The 21,497-nt window shown below is 67.4% G+C and carries 14 protein-coding genes and 3 pseudogenes; 10 read left to right on the top strand and 7 right to left on the bottom strand.

Annotated elements, in window-relative coordinates:
• Nucleotides 1–221: 221 nt before the first annotated feature.
• Nucleotides 222–845 carry a response regulator transcription factor gene (locus K309_RS0129430; RefSeq protein WP_029049692.1) on the bottom strand — a complete coding sequence of 208 codons (624 nt, stop codon included), beginning with the start codon at nt 843–845 and terminating at the stop codon, nt 222–224.
• 515 nt (nt 846–1,360) lie between these two features.
• On the opposite strand from K309_RS0129430, the gene K309_RS0129425 reads away from it, so the two are divergent.
• Nucleotides 1,361–3,274: a PAS domain-containing sensor histidine kinase gene (locus K309_RS0129425; protein ID WP_232232542.1), complete on the top strand. Its 1,914-nt coding sequence runs from the start codon at nt 1,361–1,363 to the stop codon at nt 3,272–3,274.
• Between the two features lie 21 nt (nt 3,275–3,295).
• Here K309_RS0129425 and K309_RS0129420 read toward each other — a convergent pair whose 3' ends face one another.
• Nucleotides 3,296–3,769 carry an Lrp/AsnC family transcriptional regulator gene (locus tag K309_RS0129420; RefSeq protein WP_029049690.1) on the bottom strand — a complete coding sequence of 158 codons (474 nt, stop codon included), beginning with the start codon at nt 3,767–3,769 and terminating at the stop codon, nt 3,296–3,298.
• A 409-nt stretch (nt 3,770–4,178) separates the two neighbouring features.
• Here K309_RS0129420 and hppD point away from each other — a divergent pair, with 409 nt between their 5' ends.
• The 7 genes from hppD (at nt 4,179) to K309_RS0129385 (ending at nt 13,169) form a co-directional block, all read left to right on the top strand.
• Entirely contained in the window at nt 4,179–5,258 is a 1,080-nt protein-coding gene (gene hppD / locus K309_RS0129415) for a 4-hydroxyphenylpyruvate dioxygenase (protein ID WP_029049689.1), read from the top strand.
• A 184-nt stretch (nt 5,259–5,442) separates the two neighbouring features.
• A complete protein-coding gene (locus K309_RS0129410; RefSeq protein WP_029049688.1) occupies nt 5,443–6,837 on the top strand; it encodes an amino acid permease in 1,395 nt (464 codons plus the stop codon).
• Between the two features lie 118 nt (nt 6,838–6,955).
• Nucleotides 6,956–8,152 (top strand): amino acid aminotransferase, encoded by a 1,197-nt coding sequence (locus K309_RS0129405; RefSeq protein WP_029049687.1) that lies wholly within the window; start codon nt 6,956–6,958, stop codon nt 8,150–8,152.
• A gap of 242 nt (nt 8,153–8,394) precedes the next feature.
• Nucleotides 8,395–8,967: a (2Fe-2S)-binding protein gene (locus K309_RS37830; protein ID WP_035878577.1), complete on the top strand. Its 573-nt coding sequence runs from the start codon at nt 8,395–8,397 to the stop codon at nt 8,965–8,967.
• A gap of 8 nt (nt 8,968–8,975) precedes the next feature.
• Nucleotides 8,976–9,968 carry an FAD binding domain-containing protein gene (locus K309_RS0129395; RefSeq protein ID WP_029049686.1) on the top strand — a complete coding sequence of 331 codons (993 nt, stop codon included), beginning with the start codon at nt 8,976–8,978 and terminating at the stop codon, nt 9,966–9,968.
• 12 nt (nt 9,969–9,980) lie between these two features.
• A complete protein-coding gene (locus K309_RS0129390) occupies nt 9,981–12,194 on the top strand; it encodes a xanthine dehydrogenase family protein molybdopterin-binding subunit (RefSeq protein WP_029049685.1) in 2,214 nt (737 codons plus the stop codon).
• A 159-nt stretch (nt 12,195–12,353) separates the two neighbouring features.
• The gene (locus K309_RS0129385; protein ID WP_198030875.1) at nt 12,354–13,169 is read left to right on the top strand and encodes a MipA/OmpV family protein; all 816 of its coding nucleotides are present in this window, start codon (nt 12,354–12,356) and stop codon (nt 13,167–13,169) included.
• Between the two features lie 144 nt (nt 13,170–13,313).
• Here the strand turns inward: K309_RS0129385 and K309_RS0129380 are convergent, their stop codons facing one another.
• The gene (locus tag K309_RS0129380; protein ID WP_035878575.1) at nt 13,314–14,117 is read right to left on the bottom strand and encodes an IclR family transcriptional regulator; all 804 of its coding nucleotides are present in this window, start codon (nt 14,115–14,117) and stop codon (nt 13,314–13,316) included.
• Between the two features lie 26 nt (nt 14,118–14,143).
• Nucleotides 14,144–14,848, bottom strand: a pseudogene (locus tag K309_RS0129375) (acetate--CoA ligase family protein); the annotation flags it as partial.
• Nucleotides 14,849–14,864: 16 nt separating this feature from the next.
• Here K309_RS0129375 and K309_RS44135 point away from each other — a divergent pair.
• Nucleotides 14,865–14,990, top strand: a pseudogene (locus K309_RS44135) (hypothetical protein); the annotation flags it as partial.
• Nucleotides 14,991–15,202: 212 nt separating this feature from the next.
• Here K309_RS44135 and K309_RS0129365 read toward each other — a convergent pair.
• Genes K309_RS0129365 through imuA form a run of 3 tightly spaced genes read right to left on the bottom strand, consistent with a single transcriptional unit; the run spans nt 15,203 to nt 21,028 of the window.
• The gene (locus K309_RS0129365; RefSeq protein WP_029049681.1) at nt 15,203–18,592 is read right to left on the bottom strand and encodes an error-prone DNA polymerase; all 3,390 of its coding nucleotides are present in this window, start codon (nt 18,590–18,592) and stop codon (nt 15,203–15,205) included.
• Nucleotides 18,589–20,157, bottom strand: a complete 1,569-nt coding sequence (locus tag K309_RS0129360) for a Y-family DNA polymerase (protein WP_029049680.1) — start codon at nt 20,155–20,157, stop codon at nt 18,589–18,591. Before K309_RS0129360 ends, K309_RS0129365 begins: the two co-directional genes overlap by 4 nt.
• Nucleotides 20,090–21,028: a translesion DNA synthesis-associated protein ImuA gene (gene imuA / locus K309_RS0129355; RefSeq protein WP_029049679.1), complete on the bottom strand. Its 939-nt coding sequence runs from the start codon at nt 21,026–21,028 to the stop codon at nt 20,090–20,092. Before imuA ends, K309_RS0129360 begins: the two co-directional genes overlap by 68 nt.
• Before the next feature lie 263 nt (nt 21,029–21,291).
• On the opposite strand from imuA, the pseudogene K309_RS37825 reads away from it, so the two are divergent.
• Nucleotides 21,292–21,497: pseudogene (locus tag K309_RS37825) on the top strand (IS110 family transposase); the annotation flags it as partial.

Genomic DNA, 21,497 nt, shown 5'->3' with positions numbered 1-21,497 from the left:
GGCGCTGCTCGGCTTGCGCTGGGCCAAGGCTGCCCTGAATGAGACCTTGGCTTTGATCGCAACACGTGCCCATCGCGTGCGACCGGATCGCAACAAACCTCGTCCGCCTCGCCCAAAGCCTCATCGACATGCCGCTTATAAGGCTTGTTGATGCTTACAGTAACTTGGGTGGATTGGGCAGCACCTCCCCCGGCAATATGAGGGAAACCAGGTCTGCCATGCTAGCCGATCGCAATATGGTGGCGCCGCGCAAAATCGATGACATCCACAATCGAGCGCGCCCCGAGTTTTTCCATGATCCGTGTCTTGTGGGTGCTGACGGTCTTATTGGAAATAAACAGGACTTCACCGATCTCCTTGTTGCTCATGCCTTTGGCCAGCATTTGCATGATAATCAGCTCCTTGTCCGACAGGCTGGCCAGGCGCAATGCCTCGTCGCCGAACTCGGATTTGCCGCGTTCGAGTTCGGGCATCACCGTGTAGCCGGCCAGCACCGATTCGGCGCAGCGCACGATTTCCGACAGCTCCTGGGTCTTGCTCACGTAGCCATGCGCGCCCGCCTGCCGCGCCCGCGGGGCAAAGGTATCCTGGTCCTGGCCGGAAATCACCAGGATGCGCACGCCCGGGTGCGCGGCCTTGAGGCGGGGGATCACGTCAAGGCCATTTATCTTCGGTATATCCAGGTCGAGGATCACCACGTCGGGCGCATACTGCCGCACGATTTCAACGGCAGCCTGGCCATTGTCCGCTTCCAGTACATGGGTGACGCCCAGAACCTGGGACAAGTGGGTCTTGAGGACGACTCGCACGGGCGGATGATCGTCGACGATCAGGATAGTGGCCACTGCATTCACTCCATAGCAAACTTTTTTGTGCCCGCGTGAAGGGGCACGCAGTCAGGCGTTGCTGCATTGTGCTCAGCATTTGCTCACAAATACACCTGAAGTTTCCGAGGCGTGCCACGAATCTTCCCATCTTCGTGAACAGGCAAGTAGCTGTCTTACTTGCGAGCGCGCATGCATCGTGATCGGCAACGCGAATCATAGCGCCGCGGTCGCCCTCGCAAATGTGCGGAGGGCTCGCCCGGCATGCATTCCGTCGGCGAGCGCTGGTCAAACTTGCGCTGCAAGCCCGCCAATAGCAGCGCATTAGGCACTGTCGCCATTCGATTCGGAAATTTCCACACGCATTTTCGGACGTGTCTGAATCAGGTAGTGCAGCTTGGCTCATAGAGTAAATGCCAGCCGCATTTTCCTGGTCCGCCTTGCCCCGCCTGACTTGCCTTTCCTGTTTGCCGGTCCGCTCGAAATCCGCCCGCACGGCATTCTTCGCCCCATCGCACCACCGCCACGCAAATGCCGTGTTGCATCATTGGGCCGCGATGCTCCTGTTCGCCTTTCCGACCGGCGCCGTGGGGCAGACCATGGCGCCCCTGTGCGCCGCACCGCTCGCCCATGAACAGCTGTACGGCTGGGCCGCGATGCTGTTGTGCGGCCTCAGCGCATGCCTGCTGGCATGGATTGCCGTGCTCCACCGCGAAGTTCGCCGGCGCCGCGCCGCCGAAAGTGCGCTGAAGGACCACGTAGCGATCCAGTCGGCGCTGCTTGACGGCATCCCGCAGCCGGTCTACCTGCGCGATGCCTCGCTGCGGCTCATCACCTGCAACCGCAGCTATGAGGAACTGGTCGGCGCCACGCGCGATCTGCTGCACGGCCAGCCGCTCGATGCGCCGGGCCATGCGCATCCCATCGTCACCGACATGGCCGAGCTGGCGCGCGACTATCGCAACGTCCTGGACGAGGGCAAGCCGCTGCGCAAGGACCGTTGCCTGACGCTCCGGGGGCGCAGCCATCATGTGCTCAACTGGATTACCCCGCTGCGCGGCGCCGACGGCAAGGTCAAGGGCCTCGCGGGCGGCTGCGTCGATCTGACCGAACGCCACGACATGCTGGCCGAACTGGCGCACGCCAAGGCCGAGGCAGAAGCCGCCAACCGCGCCAAATCCACCTTCCTGGCTTCGGTCAGCCATGAGATCCGCACGCCGATGAACGCCATCACCGGCATGCTGGAGCTGACCCTGGCGCAATGCCAGTTGCCTGACCACGAACGCCTGCAACTGGTGACAGCGCATCAGGCGGCGCTTGGATTGCTGGCACTGATCGACGACATCCTGGACCTGTCAAAGATGGAGGCCGGCAAGTTCAGTATCCACCCGGCGCCGGCATCGCTGCCGGCGCTGGTCAACGACACTCTGCTGATCTTTGGTCCCGTGGCCGAGCAGAAGGGACTGACGCTGACCAGCGAAACCGGCGCCGGCGTCGCGCCGCTGCACCAGGTCGACGGCCTGCGCTTCCGGCAGATCCTGGGCAACCTGGTGTCCAACGCCGTGCGCTTTACCGACCGCGGAACGATTCATATCCAACTGGCAGCCGAGCCGGCCGGGGACGGCAAGCAAGACGTGACGCTGACCGTTGCCGATACTGGCATCGGCATACAACCGACGGCGCAGGCGCGGCTGTTCGAGCCGTTCGCTCAGGTACATGGCCAGTCGCGCGCGCACGCAGGCGGCACCGGGCTCGGCCTGGCGATCTGCAAGCGGCTGGCCAGCGCGATGGGCGGACAGATTGCACTGGCCAGCCAGCCGGGCCAGGGCACGCGCGTGACGGTGTCGCTACCGCTGGCGCTGGCCGACGCCATCGCTGCCGCGCCGGCGCGGCCAGTGCCAATACCAGGGTGCGCGCGCTGCCGTGCCCACATCCTGGTGATCGACGACCATGCGCCCAACCGCCTGCTGCTGCAGCGCCAGCTGGAGTATCTGGGCCACCATGTCGTGACCGCGAAAGACGGCCGTGACGGGCTGGCCAGGCTGGATAGCGCCGTGTTCGATGTCGTCGTCTGCGACTGCGCGATGCCGGTGATGGACGGCCTGGCGTTCGCACGCGCGGTGCGGGCCCGCAATGACGCGGTCCGCGATGTACCAATCGTCGGCTGCACCGCCAGCGCCGTGGCGGAAGATCACGCCGCTGCGCTGGCCGCCGGCATGAATGCGGTGATCGTCAAGCCGGTGGGTCTGCAGGCCCTGGACGAAGCGGTGGCACGCGCCTGCAGCGGTGGCCACCCGCCGCCGCGGCCGGCGATGACGGTCCCTGCGGGGCCATCCGACCCGCCTGCCAGGGAGCCATACACCAACAAGCCCGGCTCATGTCCCGCCTGGTGCGCCGTTTGCCGCGCGTTGAACGTGGCGTGCGACCGGATCGACACCGTTTCGGAGTAACGGGAACCCCGGCGCGCGGTTTCAGGCTTCCACCGGCACCGCGCTGGTGCATTTGATCTCGTCCAGGCAGACACTGGACTTGACCGCGCTGACGCCCGGGATACGCATCAGCGTATCGAGCAGGAAGTCAGACAACGCCTTCAGGTCCTTGGCAACCACCTTCAGCACGTAGTCGATATCGCCGGTCACGGAAAAGCACTCCTGGATCTGGGCCAGCTCCGCCACCAGCCGCTTGAAGTTGGACAGCTCGCGGATATGCCCGCGCTCCATCGTCACGTGGATGAAGGCAACCACGCCCAGCCCGAGCGCGGCGGCATCCAGCCGCGCTTCGTAGCGCTTGACCAATCCGGCCTCTTCCAGGCGGCGGTGGCGTCGCAGCGTTTGTGCCGGAGACAGCGCAATTGCTTCGGCCAGTTCCAGGTTCGAGGCGCGCGCGCGCTCCTGCAATACCGCCAGCAGGCGGCGATCGGTACGGTCCAGCTCGATCGCTTGCACTTTCGTTTCCTCATTTCATGGATTCAAGCAATCTGATTTCATAAGCTAGGGTTTCCCTGCGTGGCTAACGAAATCCAATTTTGCTGGGCAGAATATACACTGCATCCCAAGCCAGCGACATAAAGCCAGCACCGCAACCGGGTTGGCCAGCAATGACTGGCGGCGGCAACACCCGATCCAGGCAACGCCGCTGCTGCAATAATATTTCCCGACTGACCGGTTCTGAACGCCCCCATGACCACGAACCTGCCTTCCCCGCCTGGCACGCCAGGTGCCAGCACCGATGGCGCGGAGCGCTGAACCGGAATTCCGAACTTCAGTGCGCGCCCGGCCTGCCCGACGGCACTCTGCCGGCGCCGCACCGATCCAATCAATTGACTTCCCTTAGTTTCCCCTTAGTGAGAAAGCCATGGCCGACCTGTTTGACAACCCGATGCAACTGATGGGCTTCGAATTCGTGGAATTCGCTTCGCCCACCCCGAATGTGCTCGAGCCGCTGTTCGAGCAGATGGGCTTCACGCTGGTGGCGAAGCACCGCTCCAAGGACGTTGTGCTGTACCGCCAGGGCGAGGTGAACTTCATCGTCAACCGCGAGCCGCACAGCCACGCCGCCTACTTTGCCGCCGAGCACGGCCCCAGCGCCTGCGGCATGGCGTTCCGCGTCAAGGATTCGCACAAGGCCTATGCCCGCGCGCTGGAACTGGGTGCGCAACCGGTGGAAATCCCGACCGGCCCGATGGAACTGCGCCTGCCCGCGATCAAGGGCATCGGCGGCGCGCCGCTGTACCTGATCGACCGCTTCGAGGAAGGCAAGTCGATCTATGACATCGACTTCGAGTTCGTCGAGGGCGTCGACCGCCACCCGGTCGGCCATGGCCTCAAGCTGATCGACCACCTGACGCACAACGTCTATCGTGGCCGCATGGCTTATTGGGCCAATTTCTACGAAAAGCTGTTCAACTTCCGCGAAATCCGCTACTTCGATATCCAGGGCGAGTACACCGGCCTGACTTCCAAGGCCATGACCGCGCCGGATGGTAAAATCCGCATTCCGCTGAACGAGGAATCGTCCAAGGGCGCCGGCCAGATCGAAGAGTTCCTGATGGCCTTCAATGGCGAGGGCATCCAGCACATCGCCTTCCTGACCGACAACCTGATCGAAGTCATCGACAACCTGCAGCTCGCAGGCGTGCCGCTGATGACCGCGCCGAACGACTACTACTATGAAGCGCTGGACACGCGCCTGCCCGGCCATGGCCAGCCCGTCGAGCAACTGAAGTCGCGCGGCATCCTGCTGGACGGCACCACGGAAGGCGGCAAGCCCCGCCTGCTGCTGCAGATCTTCTCCAAGACCGCACTGGGTCCGGTGTTCTTCGAGTTCATCCAGCGCCGCGGCGACGAAGGCTTCGGCGAAGGCAACTTCAAGGCGCTGTTCGAGTCGCTGGAACGCGACCAGATCGAGCGCGGCACGCTCAAGGTCGAGGCCTGACCGGCATCGGCCGTCCCTGACCGGCCGCCTGTAACAGGCACCAGCCGGTTCCGGCAAGCGAACCTCCCACGCGGCAGTCACCCCTGCCGCGCGGGCGGTGGCGTCCCCCGGCCCAAGCGTCCGACTCCAAACAGCCAGAGGCGCGGGCCCACATTCCATGAGAATGGGTAGAGGAAACAACTGAATGCATGCAAGCAGCAATGACGGCACGCTCAAGCGTGGCCTGAAGAACCGGCATATCCAGCTGATCGCGCTGGGCGGCGCCATCGGCACCGGCCTTTTCCTGGGCATCGCCCAGACCATCAAGATGGCGGGGCCATCGGTCCTGCTGGGCTACGCGATCGCCGGCATCGTGGCGTTCTTCATCATGCGCCAGCTCGGCGAGATGGTAGTGGACGAGCCCGTCGCCGGCTCCTTCAGCTACTTCGCCGACAAGTACTGCGGCCACTTCGCCGGCTTTCTATCCGGCTGGAACTACTGGGTGCTGTATATCCTGGTGAGCATGGCCGAACTGTCGGCCGTCGGCATCTACGTGCAGTACTGGTGGCCGGAAATCCCGACCTGGGTCTCGGCGCTGGTGTTCTTCCTGGTGATCAATGCGATCAACCTGTCGAGCGTGAAATCCTTCGGCGAGATGGAATTCTGGTTCTCGATCATCAAGGTCGCGGCCATCATCGGCATGATCGGCTTCGGCGGCTACCTGCTGATGTCCGGCAATGCCGGCCCGCAGGCCAGCGTGGCCAACCTGTGGCAGCACGGCGGCTTCTTCCCCAACGGCATGGGCGGCCTGGTGATGGCCATGGCGGTGATCATGTTCTCGTTCGGCGGGCTGGAGCTGGTGGGCATTACCGCAGCGGAAGCGGATTCGCCCGAGAAGACCATTCCCAAGGCCACCAACCAGGTGATCTACCGCATCCTGATCTTCTATGTGGGCGCGCTGGCGGTGCTGCTGTCGCTGTATCCGTGGGAGAACGTGGTCACCGGCGGCAGCCCGTTCGTGCTGATCTTCCATGCGCTGAACAGCAACTGGGTTGCCAACGTGCTGAACGTGGTGGTGCTGACCGCGGCGCTGTCGGTCTACAACAGCGGCGTGTACTGCAACAGCCGCATGCTGTACGGCCTGGCCCAGCAAGGCAATGCGCCCAAGGCGCTGCTGAAGGTCAACAAGCGCGGCATCCCGCTGACGGCGCTGGGCTTCTCGGCGCTGGCCACCGCGGCCTGCGTGGTGATCAACTACTTCATGCCGGGCAAGGCCTTCGAGCTGCTGATGGGCCTGGTGGTGTCGGCCCTGATCATCAACTGGGCCATGATCAGCCTGATCCACCTGAAGTTCCGCGCCGACAAGCGCCGCGCCGGCCAAAGCACGAAGTTCCAGAGCTGGGGCTACCCGCTGACCAACTACCTGTGCCTGGTGTTCCTGGCCGGCATCCTGGTGGTGATGTACCTGACCGAAGGCCTGCGCCTCTCGGTCTACCTGATCCCGGTGTGGCTGGTGGTCCTCGGCGTCAGCTACCTGCTGCGCCAGAAGAACGCGGCCGCCACGGTGCAGGACGGCGTCGCCGCCCAGCAGCTGCGCTGACCGGCCAGTGCGGCGCCCGCACCCCGCGGGCGCCGCCGGTTAGAATCCTTGCTGCGCGGTGCCCGGCGCCTGCCTGTGCCACGCAGCAGCCTCCTCCGACCTGATTCCATCGCATCCCATGTTCGCACACATCGAAGCCTTCCCCGGCGACCCGATCCTCTCGCTCAACGAGGACTTCCAGAAAGATCCCCGCACCGACAAGGTCAACCTGAGCATCGGCATCTATTTTGACGACGACGGCCGCCTGCCGGTGATACAGGCCGTCGCCAGGGCCGAGGCCGCGCTGCTGGCGGACATGGGCCCGCGTCCCTACCTGCCGATGTCGGGCCTGGTGGGCTACCGCAGCGCGGTACAGGCGCTGGTGTTCGGCGAAGACTCGCCGGCGCGCGCTGCCGGCCGCCTTGCCACGCTGCAGACGCTGGGCGGCTCCGGCGCGCTGCGCGTGGGCGCGGACTTCCTCAAGCGCTACTACCCGCAGTCGCAGGTGTGGATCAGCGATCCGAGCTGGGAAAACCACCGCGTGGTGTTCGAGCGCGCGGGCTTCACCGTCAACACCTACCCGTACTACGACGACGCCACCGGCGGCCTGAAGTTCGACGCGATGATGGACGCGCTGCGCGCTATCCCCGCGCAAAGCATCGTGCTGCTGCACGCCTGCTGCCACAACCCGACCGGCGTGGACCTGAACCCGGACCAGTGGCGCCAGCTGATCGCGCTGATCAAGGCCAACAAGCTGCTGCCCTTCGTCGACATGGCCTACCAGGGCTTCGGCGCCGGCCTGGATGACGATGCCTTTGCGATCCGCGAACTGGTCGCGCAGGACGTGCCTTGCCTGGTGGCGAACTCGTTCTCGAAGAACTTCTCGCTGTATGGCGAGCGCTGCGGCGGCCTGAGCGTGCTCTGCAACACCGCCGGGGAAGCGGCCAACGTGCTGGGCCAGCTGACCGGCGCGGTGCGCGCCAACTACAGCAACCCGCCGACGCACGGCGCGCGCGTGGTGGCCAAGGTGCTGACCACGCCCGAGTTGCGCCAGCTGTGGGAAGAAGAACTGGCCCAGATGTGCGGCCGCATCGCGCGCATGCGTGAAGCGATCCACCACAACCTGCGCGACCATGTCAGCGGCGAGGCGCTGTCGCGCTACCTGACGCAGCGCGGCATGTTCACCTACACCGGACTGAGCGCCGACCAGGCCGAGCGCCTGCGCGAGCAGCATGGTGTTTACCTGCTGCGCTCGGGCCGCATGTGCGTGGCCGGCCTGAACGAGCGCAACGTGGGGATCGTGGCGAAGGCCATCGGCAGCGTGCTGAAGGGCTAAGGCGTTCCGGCCCCGCTGACAATGCCAAGGGCGGCGCCATCGTGCGCCGCTTTTCTTTTTGCTCGCCGACTAGCGCGAGCGTAATTTCTACAAGCCTCCGTGGAGTTCTGACGCACGCGGCGGCACCGCTGCCGATACTGGCCTGCCCCGCCGCCGGGCACCGAATTTGCTGTCCTTCTTGCTGCACTGTCAGGCGTGGCACCATCCCCATGGTGCCGCCCCGTCCACAAAAGGCCAGCACAATGTCCGAACACAAGGACCCCTCCCCGCACGCTGCCTCCGCGCCTGCAGGCAGCGCCGCGCGACCCGTCACGCTCAGGATCAACGGCCAATTCCACACCATGCAACTCGAGCCGCGCACTACGTTGCTCGACGCGCTGCGCGAAGTGATGCACCTGACCGGCACCAAGAAAGGCTGTGACCGGGGCCAGTGCGGCGCCTGCACGGTCCTCAGCGACGGGCGGCGCATCCAGTCCTGCCTGACGCTGGCCGTGATGCAAGAGGGACGTGAACTTACCACCATCGAAGGCCTGTCCGACGGCGACGCGCTGCACCCGGTGCAGGCGGCCTTTGTCGCGCATGACGCACTGCAGTGCGGCTTCTGCACGCCTGGACAGATCTGCTCCGCCGTCGGCATGCAGGCCGAGGCGCGCGCCGGCGAGGCCAGCGCGGCGCAACCGCTGGCGGCGCCCCCGCTGCCGCTTGGGGACGAAGAGATCCGCGAGCGCATGAGCGGCAACCTGTGCCGCTGCGGCGCCTATCCCAAGATCGTCGCCGCGATCCGCGAGGCCGGCGGCAAGCAAGGCACGCGCTAGGCGGCGGCATGCAGCCCTTTTCCTACGCGCGGCCCGACACCGTCGACGAAGCGCTGCAACTCGGCAGCCAGGCGGGCGCGCGCTATGTCAGCGGCGGCACCAACCTGATCGACCTGGTCAAGGCGGGCGTCGAAGCGCCGCGACAGCTGGTCGACGTAAGCCGCCTGCCGCTGGCGCAGGTCGAGACGCTGCCAGACGGCGGCCTGCGCATCGGCGCGATGCTTACCAACACCGACGCGGCCAACCAGCGGCTGGTGCGCGAACGTTATCCGCTGCTGGCGCAGGCGCTGCTGTCCGGCGCCTCGGGGCAGCTGCGCAATATGGCGACCGTCGGCGGCAACCTGCTGCAGCGCACGCGCTGCCACTACTTCTACGACACGGGCTTCCCGGCCTGCAACAAGCGCAAGCCCGGCTCGGGCTGCGGCGCGCTCGACGGCATCAACCGCATGCACGCGATCCTTGGCGCCAGCGAGCACTGCATCGCCGTGCATCCGTCAGACATGTGCGTGGCGCTGGCCGCGCTCGAGGCCGTCATCGTCGTGCGCGCGCCCGGCGGCGAGCGCCGCATCCGGATCGCCGACTTCCATCGCTTGCCGGAAGACAAGCCCGAAATCGACACGACGCTGGCGCCGGGCGAACTGGTCGTGGCCCTGGAGCTGCCCCCCTCGCCGTACGCCGCCCATGCGCACTACCTGAAGGTGCGGGACCGGGCCAGCTTCGCCTTCGCGCTGGTCTCGGTGGCCGCGGCACTCGAGTTTTCCGGCCATACCGTGCGCAGCGCGCGGCTGGCGCTGGGCGGCGTGGCACACAAGCCCTGGCGCGTGCCCGCCGCCGAGCAGGCGCTGACCGGCCGGCCTCTGAGCGCGCACAGCGCTGCCGACGCCGCCCGCCTGCTGCTCGATGGCGCCCGGTCGTATGAGCACAACGCCTTCAAGGTCGGGCTGGCGCAACGCGCCGTGGTGCGCGCGCTGCAGGTGGCGGCCCGCCCGCAAGGCACTTGAAGGAGCATGGCAATGAGCGTTACCGGGGCCCCCATCGACCGCACCGACGGCGTGCTCAAGGTCACCGGCCGCGCACGCTACACAGCCGACCATGTCCTGCCGGGACTGGTCCACGCGGTGATGGTCACCAGCACCATCCCGCACGGCAAGGTGGAATCGATCGACAGCGCCGCGTGCGAGCAGTTGCCGGGCGTCCGGCTGGTCATGACACCCTTCAACGCGCCGAAGCTGCCCAAGGGCGGCAAGACCGGGGCCGATACGCCGACCGCCGGCCACGTGATGTCGCTGCTGCAGGACACCACGGTGCACTACAACAACCAGCCCATCGCCGTGGTCGTGGCCGATACGCTGGAGCAGGCGCGCGATGCGGCGGCGCGGCTGGTGGTCCGCTATCGCGAGCAGCCGGCCGTGTTGGACTTCGCGCAGGCGCGCGTGCACGCCGGCAAGCCGCAGGGAGAAGACGCCGGCCAGGCCGACAGCCATCGCGGCAATGTCGACGCCGCGCTGCATGCAGCGAGCACGACCATCGACGAGGTCTACACCACGCCGATGGAGCACCACAACCCGATGGAACCGCATGCCACCATCGCCGCCTGGGACGGCGACGGCCTCACGCTGTACGACTCAACCCAGTACGTCACCGGCGTGCGCAAGGCGGTAGCGGCCACGCTCGGCATTCCGGCCGGCAAGGTACGGGTGCGCTGCCCCTTCGTCGGCGGAGGCTTCGGCTGCAAGGGTTCGATGTGGTCGCACGTGGTGCTGGCGGCCATGGCCGCGCGCGCAGCCGGCAGGCCGGTCAAACTGGTGGTCGAACGCGTGCAGATGTTTGGCCCGGTGGGGGCGCGGCCAGTCACCGAGCAGCACGTGGTCGCCGCCAGCGGTGACGATGGCCGCCTGAAGGCGCTGCGCCACGACGTGGTCAGCAATACGTCGATGATCGAGGAATGGCTTGAGACCTGTGCCGTGCTGACGCGCTCGCTGTATGCCTGCCCCAACCAGCAGACCAGTCACCGGCTGGCGCGGCAGCATATCGGCACCACCACCTTCATGCGTGCGCCGGGCGAAGCGCCGGGAAGCTTTGCACTGGAGTGCGCGCTGGATGAACTGGCCGCACGGCTCGGCATCGATCCGGTCGATTTGCGCCTGCGCAACCACGCGGATGCCGATCCGCACAGGCAGAAGCCCTTCTCCAGCAAATCGCTGCGCGAATGCTATCGCGTGGCGGCAGAGCGCTTTGACTGGTCGCGCCGCGATCCGAAACCGCGCTCGATGCAGGCCGACGGCAAGCTGGTCGGGCTGGGCATGGCCACCGCCACCTATCCCGCCAACCGCTCGGGCGCGAACGCCATGGCGCGGATCCTGCCGGATGGTACGGCGCTGGTGCGCAGTGGTTCGCAAGACCTGGGTACCGGCACCTATACCGTGATGACACAGGTGGCCGCCGACGCGCTCGGCCTGCCGCCGGAGCGCGTGCGCTTCGAACTGGGCGATACGGATTTCCCGGAGGCGCCGGTTTCGGGCGGTTCGCAATCGGTGGCCAGTGTCGCGCCGGCGGTGCAGCAGGCCGCCACCGCAGTGCGCGGCAAGCTGGTGGCGCAGGCCGTGGCCGACCCCGCCTCGCCGCTGTCCGGCGCGCGTCCGGATGACGTGGAAGTCGTGGACGGCTGGCTGCGGATGCGCAGCGATCCGTCGCGCCGCGAGCAGGTCGGCGCGGTCATCACGCGCGCCGGCGGCCAGGTCATCGAAGCCCACGCCAGCGCCGAGCCAGGCGATGAGCGCAAGCAATACTCGATGCATGCCTTCGGCGCGGTCTTCGCCGAGGTGCATGTCGATCCCGACCTGGGCGAGATCCGCGTGCAGCGCGTGGTCGGCTGCTACGACGTGGGCCGCGTGCTGAACCGCAAGACCGCGCATAGCCAGCTGGTGGGCGGCATCGTCTGGGGCATCGGCATGGCGCTGCATGAGAAGAGCGAGCTGGACCTCGCCACCGGCCGCGTGGCCAATGCCAACCTCGCCGAATACCATGTGCCGGTCAGCGCCGACGTGGGCGAGATCGAGGTCGTCATGCTGGACGGGTACGACCCGCATATCAATGCGCTGGGCACCAAGGGCATCGGCGAAATCGGCATCGTGGGGGTTGCCGCAGCCATTGCCAATGCCGTGTACCACGCGACCGGACGGCGCGTGCGCGACCTGCCGCTGACGCCCGACAAGCTGCTGGGCTGACGCCCGGTGGGTAAGCTTGTGGTTGCGCAAGCGCCCATCCGATGGAAAGATGTCGCCCACGGGCCCCGTGCCCGCAACCTGTCCGCCCGCCCAGCGGGCCTGGAGGCTGCCGTGACCGTATCCGCCCCGAAGCGTCCGTCCCCGTGCCTCGCCATCCTGATGGCGGCTTCCGCCGCCGCGCTCTGCCCCGCCGCGGCCAGCGCCCAGACCCCGGCGCCGCTGGCCGAATGGCAGTTCTCGGCCGGTATCCCGCTGCAGAAGCTGTTCCAGGACGACATCCCGGACTGGCAGGTCCGCCTGGGCGCCGCGGCCATGTTGCGGCCGCGCTATGACGGGTCGTCGGAATACATCGTCGTGGGTGGTCCCAGCATCGATATCCGCTACCGCGATCTCGCTTTCGCTTCGATCGGCGAAGGGCTCGGCGTCAATGTGCTGCGCGGCAAGAACTGGCGCGCCGGCATTGCGCTGACGTACAACCTTGGCCGGCGCGGGCAAAATGATTCGCCGCACCTGGACGGCATGGGCAATATCAACCCCGCGCCGGAAGGCAAGCTGTTCGCGGAATACGCCGTATCTAAGGAATTCCCGCTGGTGCTGCGCATCGATGCACGGCGCAGCCTGGGCGGCAGCGATGGCTGGGTCGGCGACATCGGTGCCTATATGCCGATGCCGGGCAGCTCGGAGAGGTTCTTCTGGTTTGCAGGGCCGACCGTCACGCTGGCCGATTCGCGCTACATGAACGCCTGGTACGGCGTCAGCCAGTCGCAGGCCCGGGCCAACCGGCCCGCGTTCCACGCGCGCGGCGGGATCAGGTCGTATGGGTTCGGCGTCAGTGCGGTGTGGTACTTCACCAGGCATTGGTTTGCCACGTCTGACGTGGCCATCTCGCAGCTCACGGGGGATGCGGCGGATAGCCCGATCACGCGGAAGGCGACTAATGGGGTTTTTGATTTTTCTGTTAATTATGAGTTTTGAGGGTGCGGGCTGGGGGTGATGGGTGAAGCGGAGTCTCTCAAAAGCGCGCTGAGGCAATGGTGTGCCGAAAACGAGCTGGAGATGATTGAGTAGTGGTGGCTCTCATCGAGACCCAAACGGCTCGGTAAAAGCAGGCGGTTTCTGCTATTGCGCCTGCGACAGCCGCTCCTGTATCGCCTTTGCAAGCTCCATCAGGGGCTGGGCCAGCGCGGCCTCAACCTCACCCGCATCCTGCTGCGTAGATACGCTGACGTTCAACACATGGACGCCATAGCCGTCAAAGCGCATTGGCGTGGCCATGGCCACGACCTGCGGTTGCCATGAGGCAACGCAGTAGCCCTTCTCATGCACGGAAGAGACCGCGGCTTCGATTTCCCGCCGTAGTTGGGTCCAGCCGCGGCGCCGGTGCTTCTCGGCCATGGACGCCATCATCGCGTTGAAAGCCTGTGGTGCCAGCGTTGCGAGATGCGCGCGGCCAAGGGAGGTCAGCGCCATGGGGATGCGCTGACCACTTACCACCGTACGCAAGGACTGGCGCCGGTTGTAGCGGAACGACTCGAGGTAGACCATCTCGTCCGTGTCAGCGACCGCCAGTCCGACATTGATCTTGTGCCGCATGGCAAGCGCTACCATCAACGGTGTCGCGGCCTGCAGAACCCGCGAGCTGTCGCGCATGGCATGCGCCATGCTGAGGACCGGCACACCGAGCCGGTAGGCGCGGAACTGCGGGATGTACTCGAGCATGCCGGTCTCGATCAACGACTGTGTCAGGCGGCTGACCGTCGATCGGGACAAGCCGGTGCGCTCGGCAATTTCACTGTTGCCGAGCACGGATGAGCCGGCGCGGAAGGCGCGCAGGATAGCGATGCCACGTTCGAGCGAGCGATTGGGCGTCGCCTTGCCCTGGCCTGGCTTGATGCGTTCGGTGTTGACGATGCTGTTTGGCATGACAGGAAATCATACCGCAGGCCTTGTCAGATCTTGTCGTTGCCGGCCAGCAGCGCAACACCATCGGCGGCCACCACGCCTTGCCCCTGGGGCAGGACGAACAGCGGATTGATCTCAGCCTCCACCAGCCGCTCGCCAAGCGTGGCGACCATGCGCGAGAAGGCGACGATCGCGTCGGCCAGCGCCTCCACATCGGCCTTCGGCCGGCCACGGAAGCCCTGCAGCAGCGGGACCGTCTTCAAGCGACCGATCATCGCCAGCGCTGCCTCACGGGTCAGCCCGCGCCCGCCGGGCAGCAGCCGCAACGTGGTATCGCCGAACAGTTCCGCGGTCACGCCGCCCATGCCGAGCAGGATCGCGGTGCCGAGCGCGTCGCGGTGCATGCCGAGGATCACTTCGACGCCGCCCTTGACCATTTCCTGCACCAGAAAGCGTTGGGGCGCGATCCCCGTGGCCAACTGCACATCGCTCGCCATTCTTGCCAGCCGGCTTGCCACCTCCGCAGGCGGGACATTGACGGCCACGCCGCCGACATCGCTCTTGTGGGTGATCTCGGCCGACAGGATCTTCAGCACGACATTGCCGCAGAAGGCTTGCGCGGCCGCCACCGCCTCATCGCCATCTGCAACTACGGCCTCCCTGGCAACCGGGACACCGAAACTGGCGAACAGGGTCTTGGCGGCGGCTTCGTCGATCGAGCCGGTGCCAAAGGCGGCGAGGTCCGGCAACGGCAGCGTGGGGCTACCGGCCATCGGCGTGGTGTCGCAAAGCGGCGGCATCCTCGGCGCCTTGCTGTCACGTGCCGCGGCGCGCGGCATCGGCCTGTCCAAGCTGGTTTCGACCAGCAATGAAGCCGACCTGGCTTTGTTGGAGACAGCTTAGGCCTTGCCGGGCGATTCCACAGCCCCACAATTCCACTGTATGGAATTCAATCGGGAAAGGAAATGCATGGAGTTCGTCGTCGGACAAGTGGCGCTGATGGGGGAACGTGTCACGTCACCGAGCGGGAATGGAGAGGGCCGTGCTCCGGAACTGATTTTCATAGCGGCAATGCCGGCAATGCCGGCAATGGGGAAAGCCGGTAATCAATGGAAATCCCGACTTCCCACCATCAACCTCCCCAGCATCGGACTCAAATCCACCAGCTCCCTGGCCACCAGGTGCTGTATGTCCCCCTGCCGCTGCCAGGTACCCACCACGCCCAGCAAGGCCGCGCCCAGCACCTCCTTGCGCTGGCGCTCGACCAGGTCTGGCCACAGGATCAGGTTGATGCTGCCGGTCTCATCCTCGATGGTCGCGAAGATGGTGCCGCTGGCCGTAGCGGGCCGCTGGCGTACGGTGACGATGCCGCAAGCGCGCACGCGCCGGCCGTTGCCGCAGCGCGCGAGCTGGCTGGCGGTGGCAAAGCGCATGGCCGCCAGCCGTGGCCGCAGCAAGGCCAGCGGGTGCGACTTGAGCGACAGCCCCAGGCTGGCATAGTCTGCCGCGACGTCTTCTCCGAGCCGCGGCGCGGGTAGTGCCAGCGCGTCCTCGGCGGGCGGGGCTTCATACAGCAGATCGCGGTGCGCCGCGTGCTCAGCCGCCGCACGTGCCTGCCACCGCGCCTGCCGACGATGACCGGCAAGCGGCGCCAGCGCGTCTGCAGCGGCCAGCGCGTCGATATCATGCCGATCCAGCGCGGCACGCAGCGCCAGGTCTTCCACGCTGTCGAACGCACGCTTTGCACGCGCATCCTCGATCCGCAGCGCGGCCTCCTTGCGCATGCCCTTGACCCGGTTCAGGCCGAGACGCACGCACGGCGGCGCATCGGCCACCACCGGCTCCAGCGTGCTTTCCAATCGGCTCAGCGTGACATCCACCGGCAATACCACCACATCATGCCGCTGCGCATCCTGCACCAGTTGCGACGGCGAATAGAACCCCATTGGCTGGCTGTTCAGCAGCGCGCACAGGAAGGCCGCGGGATGGTGGCACTTGAGCCACGAACTCACGTACACCAGCTTGGCAAAACTGGCCGCATGGCTCTCCGGGAAGCCGTATTCGCCAAACCCCTCGATCTGCTTGCAGATCGCCAGCGCGAACGATTCCGGATAGCCATTGCCGGTCAGCGCGCGCACCAGCGCGTCCTGGTGCTGGCGCAAGTCGCCGCGCCGCCGCCACGCGGCCATCGAGCGCCGCAGCTGGTCGGCCTGCCCCGGCGAGAAACCGGCGGCGTCGATGGCCAGCTGCATCACCTGCTCCTGGAAGATCGGCACGCCCAGCGTGCGGCCCAGCACCTTCTCGATCACGCTATTGAAATAGACCGGCGGCTTGCCGGTGCGGCGGAATGCTTCGCGACGCTTCAGGTAGGGATGGACCATGCCGCCCTGGATCGGGCCGGGGCGCACGATCGCCACCTCGACCACCAGGTCATAGTATTCGCGCGGCTGCAGCCGCGGCAACATCGACTGCTGCGCGCGCGATTCGATCTGGAACACACCGATGGTGTCGGCCTTGCAGATCATGCTGTAGGTATCTTTATCCTCCTTCGGGATGTCTTCCATGCGCGCCGGCAGGCCCGCGCGCGCGGGATCCTCGCTGGGGTTGGGGATCATCTCCAGCGCGCGCCGGATCGCCGACAGCATGCCGAGCGCCAGCACATCGACCTTGAGCAGGCCAAGCGATTCCAGATCATCCTTGTCCCACTGGATCACGCTGCGGTCCGCCATGGCCGCGTTCTCGATCGGCACCAGCCGCGACAGCTTGTGGCGCGCGATCACGAAGCCGCCCACGTGCTGCGACAAATGGCGCGGAAAGCCACGCAGCTGCGCGGTCAGGCTGGCCCACTGCTGCACCGCCGGCGAGTCGGGATCGAGCCCGTAGCGCGCGATCTTCTCCACGAAGCCGGGGCCGTCCCACCAGGCCTGGCCCTTGACCACCTGCTCGACCACGCTCGCGTCGATGCCCAGCGCGCGGCCCACGTCGCGCAGCGCGCTGCGCGAACGGTAGGTGATCAGCGACGCCGCCAGCGCGGCACGGTGGCGGCCGTACTTCTGGTAGATGTACTGGATCACCTCTTCGCGCCGCTGGTGCTCGAAGTCGACGTCGATATCGGGCGGCTCATCGCGCTCGCGCGACAGGAAGCGGCCGAACAGCAGGTTGGCCTGCTCGGGACTGACCTCGGTCACATACAGGCAGAAACACACCAGCGAGTTGGCGGCCGAGCCGCGGCCCTGGCAGAGGATGTCGTTGGCGCGCGCAAAGCGCACGATGTCGTGCACGGTGAGGAAGAATGGTTCGTACTGCTTTTCCTCGATCAGTTGCAGCTCTTCCTCCAGCTGCTTTTCCCATTCCGGCTTCAGGCCATTGGGAAAACGTTCGGCCTTGCCGCGCTCCACTTCCGCGCGCAGGTAAGAGATCGGGGTAAAGCCCGGTGGCACCAGCTCCTCGGGATATTCATAACGCAGCATGCCCAGCGAGAAATCGCACTGCGCGGCAATCATCAGCGTCTGCGCCAGCGCATCGCGCGGGTACAGGCGCGACAGCACCTGGCGCATGCGCAGGTGCTGCTCGGCATTGGGCGCCAGCGCCATGCCGCATTCGGCCAGCGGCTGGCCGAGCCGGATCGCGGTCATCACGTCGGACAGCGGCTTGCGCGAGCGCACGTGCATGGTGACCGCGCCGGCGGCGGCGAGCGGCACGCCGGTCTGCGACGACACCGCTTCCAGGCGCGCGCGGTGCAAGCCGTCGGCATGGCCTTGCAGCAGTTCCAGTGCGATCCACGCGCGCTCGCCGAAGACATCGCGGCACCACTGCGCCTGTTCGCGCAGCAGTTCGGGATCGGCGCAATAGTCGGGCAGCAGCAATGCCAGGCAGCCCGGCATGCCGCGCAGGTGGGCTTCGTCGCCGGTCGGCGCTGCGATGTCTTCGGGATGCAGGCGGTAGCTGCCCTTCTGCGCACGGCGGCGACCCAGCGTGATCAACTCCGACAGGTTGCCGAAACCGTCGCGGTGCTGGGCAATCAGCACCAGCCGCAGCGGCGGGCGGTCGGTGCGTTCGGAGCCATCGGCCGGCGGCAGGGTGAAGCGGCTGCCGATCAGCAGCGCGAAGCCGTCGGCGGCGGTGGCCAGCGCCTGCAGCCGCTGGTGGCGGCTGGCGTGCGCGGCGGGATCATCGCCGTCGGGTTCGGCGTCGACCTCGGGATCGAGCAGCGGCTCGTCGATGTCTGCCTCCGCGCCGCGCGCCGCGCTGCGGGCCACCGCGTCGTGCAGGCGCTTGCGCAGCGTCTGGATCGCATCGTGGGCGCGCGCGGTGCCGGCCACCGAGCATTCATCGGTCAGCGCCAGCCCGCGGTAGCCGAGGCCGAAGGCGCGTTCGATCAGCTCGCCCGGGTGCGAGGCGCCGGTGAGGAAGGTGAAGTTGGAGATGCAGTGCAGCTCCACGTAGTCTGGCAGCGCGGGCAGCAGGCCGGGCAGCGAAGGAATCACCGGCGTCATGCGAACAACCCGTGCAGGAACCAGCGGTATTCGCTGCCCTCGTCCGCGCCGTGGCCGGGGCGCTCGCGATAGATCCAGCAGCGCAGGCCGTCGGCGCGCTCGGCGATGAAGTAATCGCGCGTGGCCAGCGCGCCGTCCCACCAGCCGGCCTCGATGCGCTCGGGCCGGCTCAGCAGCGCCAGCGGCCCGCCGTGGCTGGGGCGGTGCTGTTGCACCGGCAGCGGCAGCGGTTGCGGCAGCAGCCACAGCGGGCGCTCCGGCAACGGGCCCGGCATGGCGGCGGCCTTGGCGCCGGGCTGGGGTTCGTCGACCGGCACCCAGCGGTTGGCGCGCTCGGGCCGGTGGTCGGCCAGCGGCCGCGGCTGCAGCACGTTATCGCGGCCAAGCCGCGCCATCAGCGTATCAAGCAGGCGGCCCAGGTCTTCCGGCGTGCCGCCGGGTTCGGGGAACAGCGCATCGCTCTGCGGCACGCAGGCCTGCATTGCTTCCACGCGCAGCGCCAGGCCGGTGACCGGGGCGTGGAAGTTGAGCTTGTCGAGCTTCTCGCGCAGCAGCCGCGACAGGTGCGCGGGGTCGCGGCTGGGCTGGGCCAGGCCGAGCGCGACCGGAGTCCCTTCGGTATCGAAGCCGCGCCGGTAGCGCTCATGCTCCAGCACCAGCACGCAGCGCGTGACGCCGGCCTGCAGCAGCGCCAGCCAGCCGGCCAGCGCCAGCAGCAGGCGCTGCGTGCCTGCCAGCACGCCTTCGGCGGATTCGATGCGCCCGGGCAGGTCCATGCGCTGCGCGAACGTGGGCGGCGCCGCGTACCAGACAAAGCGCGCCGGGGCCTGGCCATAGGCCTGGTCCAGCCGTGCCAGCAGCGCCGGGCCCAGCCGCCGCGTCAGGCCGGCGCGCGGCAGGCGCCGCACCTCGCCCAGCGTGCGGCAGCCGATGCCGTCGAGCCAGGCCGGGTCGGCCAGCGTGTGCAGCGCCTCGACCGGCAGGCGGTCGAGCAGCCGGTGCAGGCGCGCCATGCCCACCGCCCGGCGCGCGGGCCGCACCACGCCGCGGCGGGTGCGCCGCAGCGGCTGGCGCGCCAGCCAGGCAGCGCCGTGCGCGGTCGGGCCGCTGCCCACCTGGGCAATGGTGCCGAGCTGGCGCACGCAGGCGCGCACGGCGCGGCACAGCGCGCGGTGGCCGCCAAAGAGGCGCAGGCTGGCGGTGACGTCGAGCATCACCGTGGCCGATTCCGGCTCCTCGTCCAGCGTCACGGCCGGCGTGAAGCGCAGCAGCGCCAGCGCCACCGTTTCCATCAGCGCGTCTTCCGCGACCGGGTCGCGCTCCAGCTGCACGATGTCCGCCGACAGCGCCTGCACGCCGCCGCGGCGCATGCCGTAGCGCACGCCCAACTGCATCGCGGGACCGTTGGCCAGCACCACCTGCTCCTGCGCCATCACCGCCACCGGCAGCGCATGGTGCAGCGTGCCGGTGACGGAGGATGGGCTGGAGGCAACCGGCTCAGGCCAGTTGGGCTGCAGTGCGTCCAGGGGCAGTCGCGGCAGGTGCACCGCGATCCAGTACGGCATCGGGAGAAGACTGAGAAGACGAAGACACAACGGGAGACACAACGGAGCGCGCGCCGGCCGGGGCGCCGGCGGGCAGGGGCCAGGCGGCCGTGCGCGTGGCCGCTTCCATCCCGCCCAGGCGCAGCAGCAACGGGGTATCGCGCACCGGGCCGCGCCGCTTGTGGAAGGTGATTGACAGCACATTGCCCGGTTGCGGCGCCAGCAGCAGGCGCAGCACCGCCGGCGACGATTCGCGCAGCGCCGCGGCCGGGCGCAGCGCCCACACCACCGCGTCGCCCGCCTGGGCCAGCACCTGCAGCCGGCGCAGCGCCTCGGCCCGGGCCGCTGGCAGCCACACCAGCACGCCGCCGAAGGCCTGGCTGCGCAGCACCTGTTCGGCCGCCCACAGCATGTCGGCCTGCGCGGCCTTGGCTGCCCCGGCCGGTGGGCGCAGCCAGTACAGCTGGCGTGCCGGCAGGCCGGCCGCCGCCAGGCCCATCGCATTGGGCAGGCAAGGCGGCGCCACCAGCGCGATGCGGCGCCCCGCCCCGGCCAGCGCGCGCAGCGCCGGCAGCAGCAGGCGCAACTCGCCCGCTCCACCCTGCGTGCTCAGCAGTTCGGTCAGTCCGCCCGCCGGCCAGCCGCCGCCGGGCAGTTCGGCCGAGAGCGCGTCATACCCGGTCGGGCACACCGCGGCACTGCCGGCACGGCCAAGCTGGCCGGCGCGCCACAGGCCCGGATAGCGCTGCTCGAGCGCCGACAGCGCCTGCTGCCGCGTAGCGGGGGCTGCGGGGGCTGCTGGGGTTGCTGTGGCTGCGGGCCCGGCCGGCCTCGGCGCAGGGAAAAGAAGACCCTCCGCCGCCGGCGGGGCTGCGTACGATTGCGCAGGCATGTGAAGTCAAAGTCCCCCACGGAAAGTGAGGACATCGGAGATTTACGATAACTGTATATTTATACAGTATCCCGCGCAAGCGCAAGGGGTAGGCGTGCGAAGGACGCCCAATGCAGGGGAACCGGAATTAGTCAGTATGACTCCCCTAGGGTGGGGCAAAAGGCTGGCCTGCCGCGAGGAATCAAACGCGGGTTAGCATGACTGCCAGAGCCGCACGGTGTGGACAGTGCCACACCCAGGCGATTTCCAGCGCGGAGGCCAGCATGGAACACGATAGCACGCTGTATGTCGGCTTGGACGTCCATAAGGACTCGATCACGGTCGCTTACGCACTCGGCGCGGGCGAGGTCGAACTGCTTGGCAGGATCGGTACCTCGAAGGCCGATATCGATCGCCTGTGCAAGCGCCTGCAGTCTAAAGCGCGCCGGATCCGCATCGTCTACGAGGCGGGCCCATGCGGATATGGCCT

Origin of the sequence: Cupriavidus phytohabitans, assembly GCF_000426345.1 — a bacterium.
Classification (GTDB): domain Bacteria; phylum Pseudomonadota; class Gammaproteobacteria; order Burkholderiales; family Burkholderiaceae; genus Cupriavidus.
The sequence above is the reverse complement of the archived record's forward strand: the minus strand, read 5'-3'. Positions and strand labels throughout refer to the sequence as shown.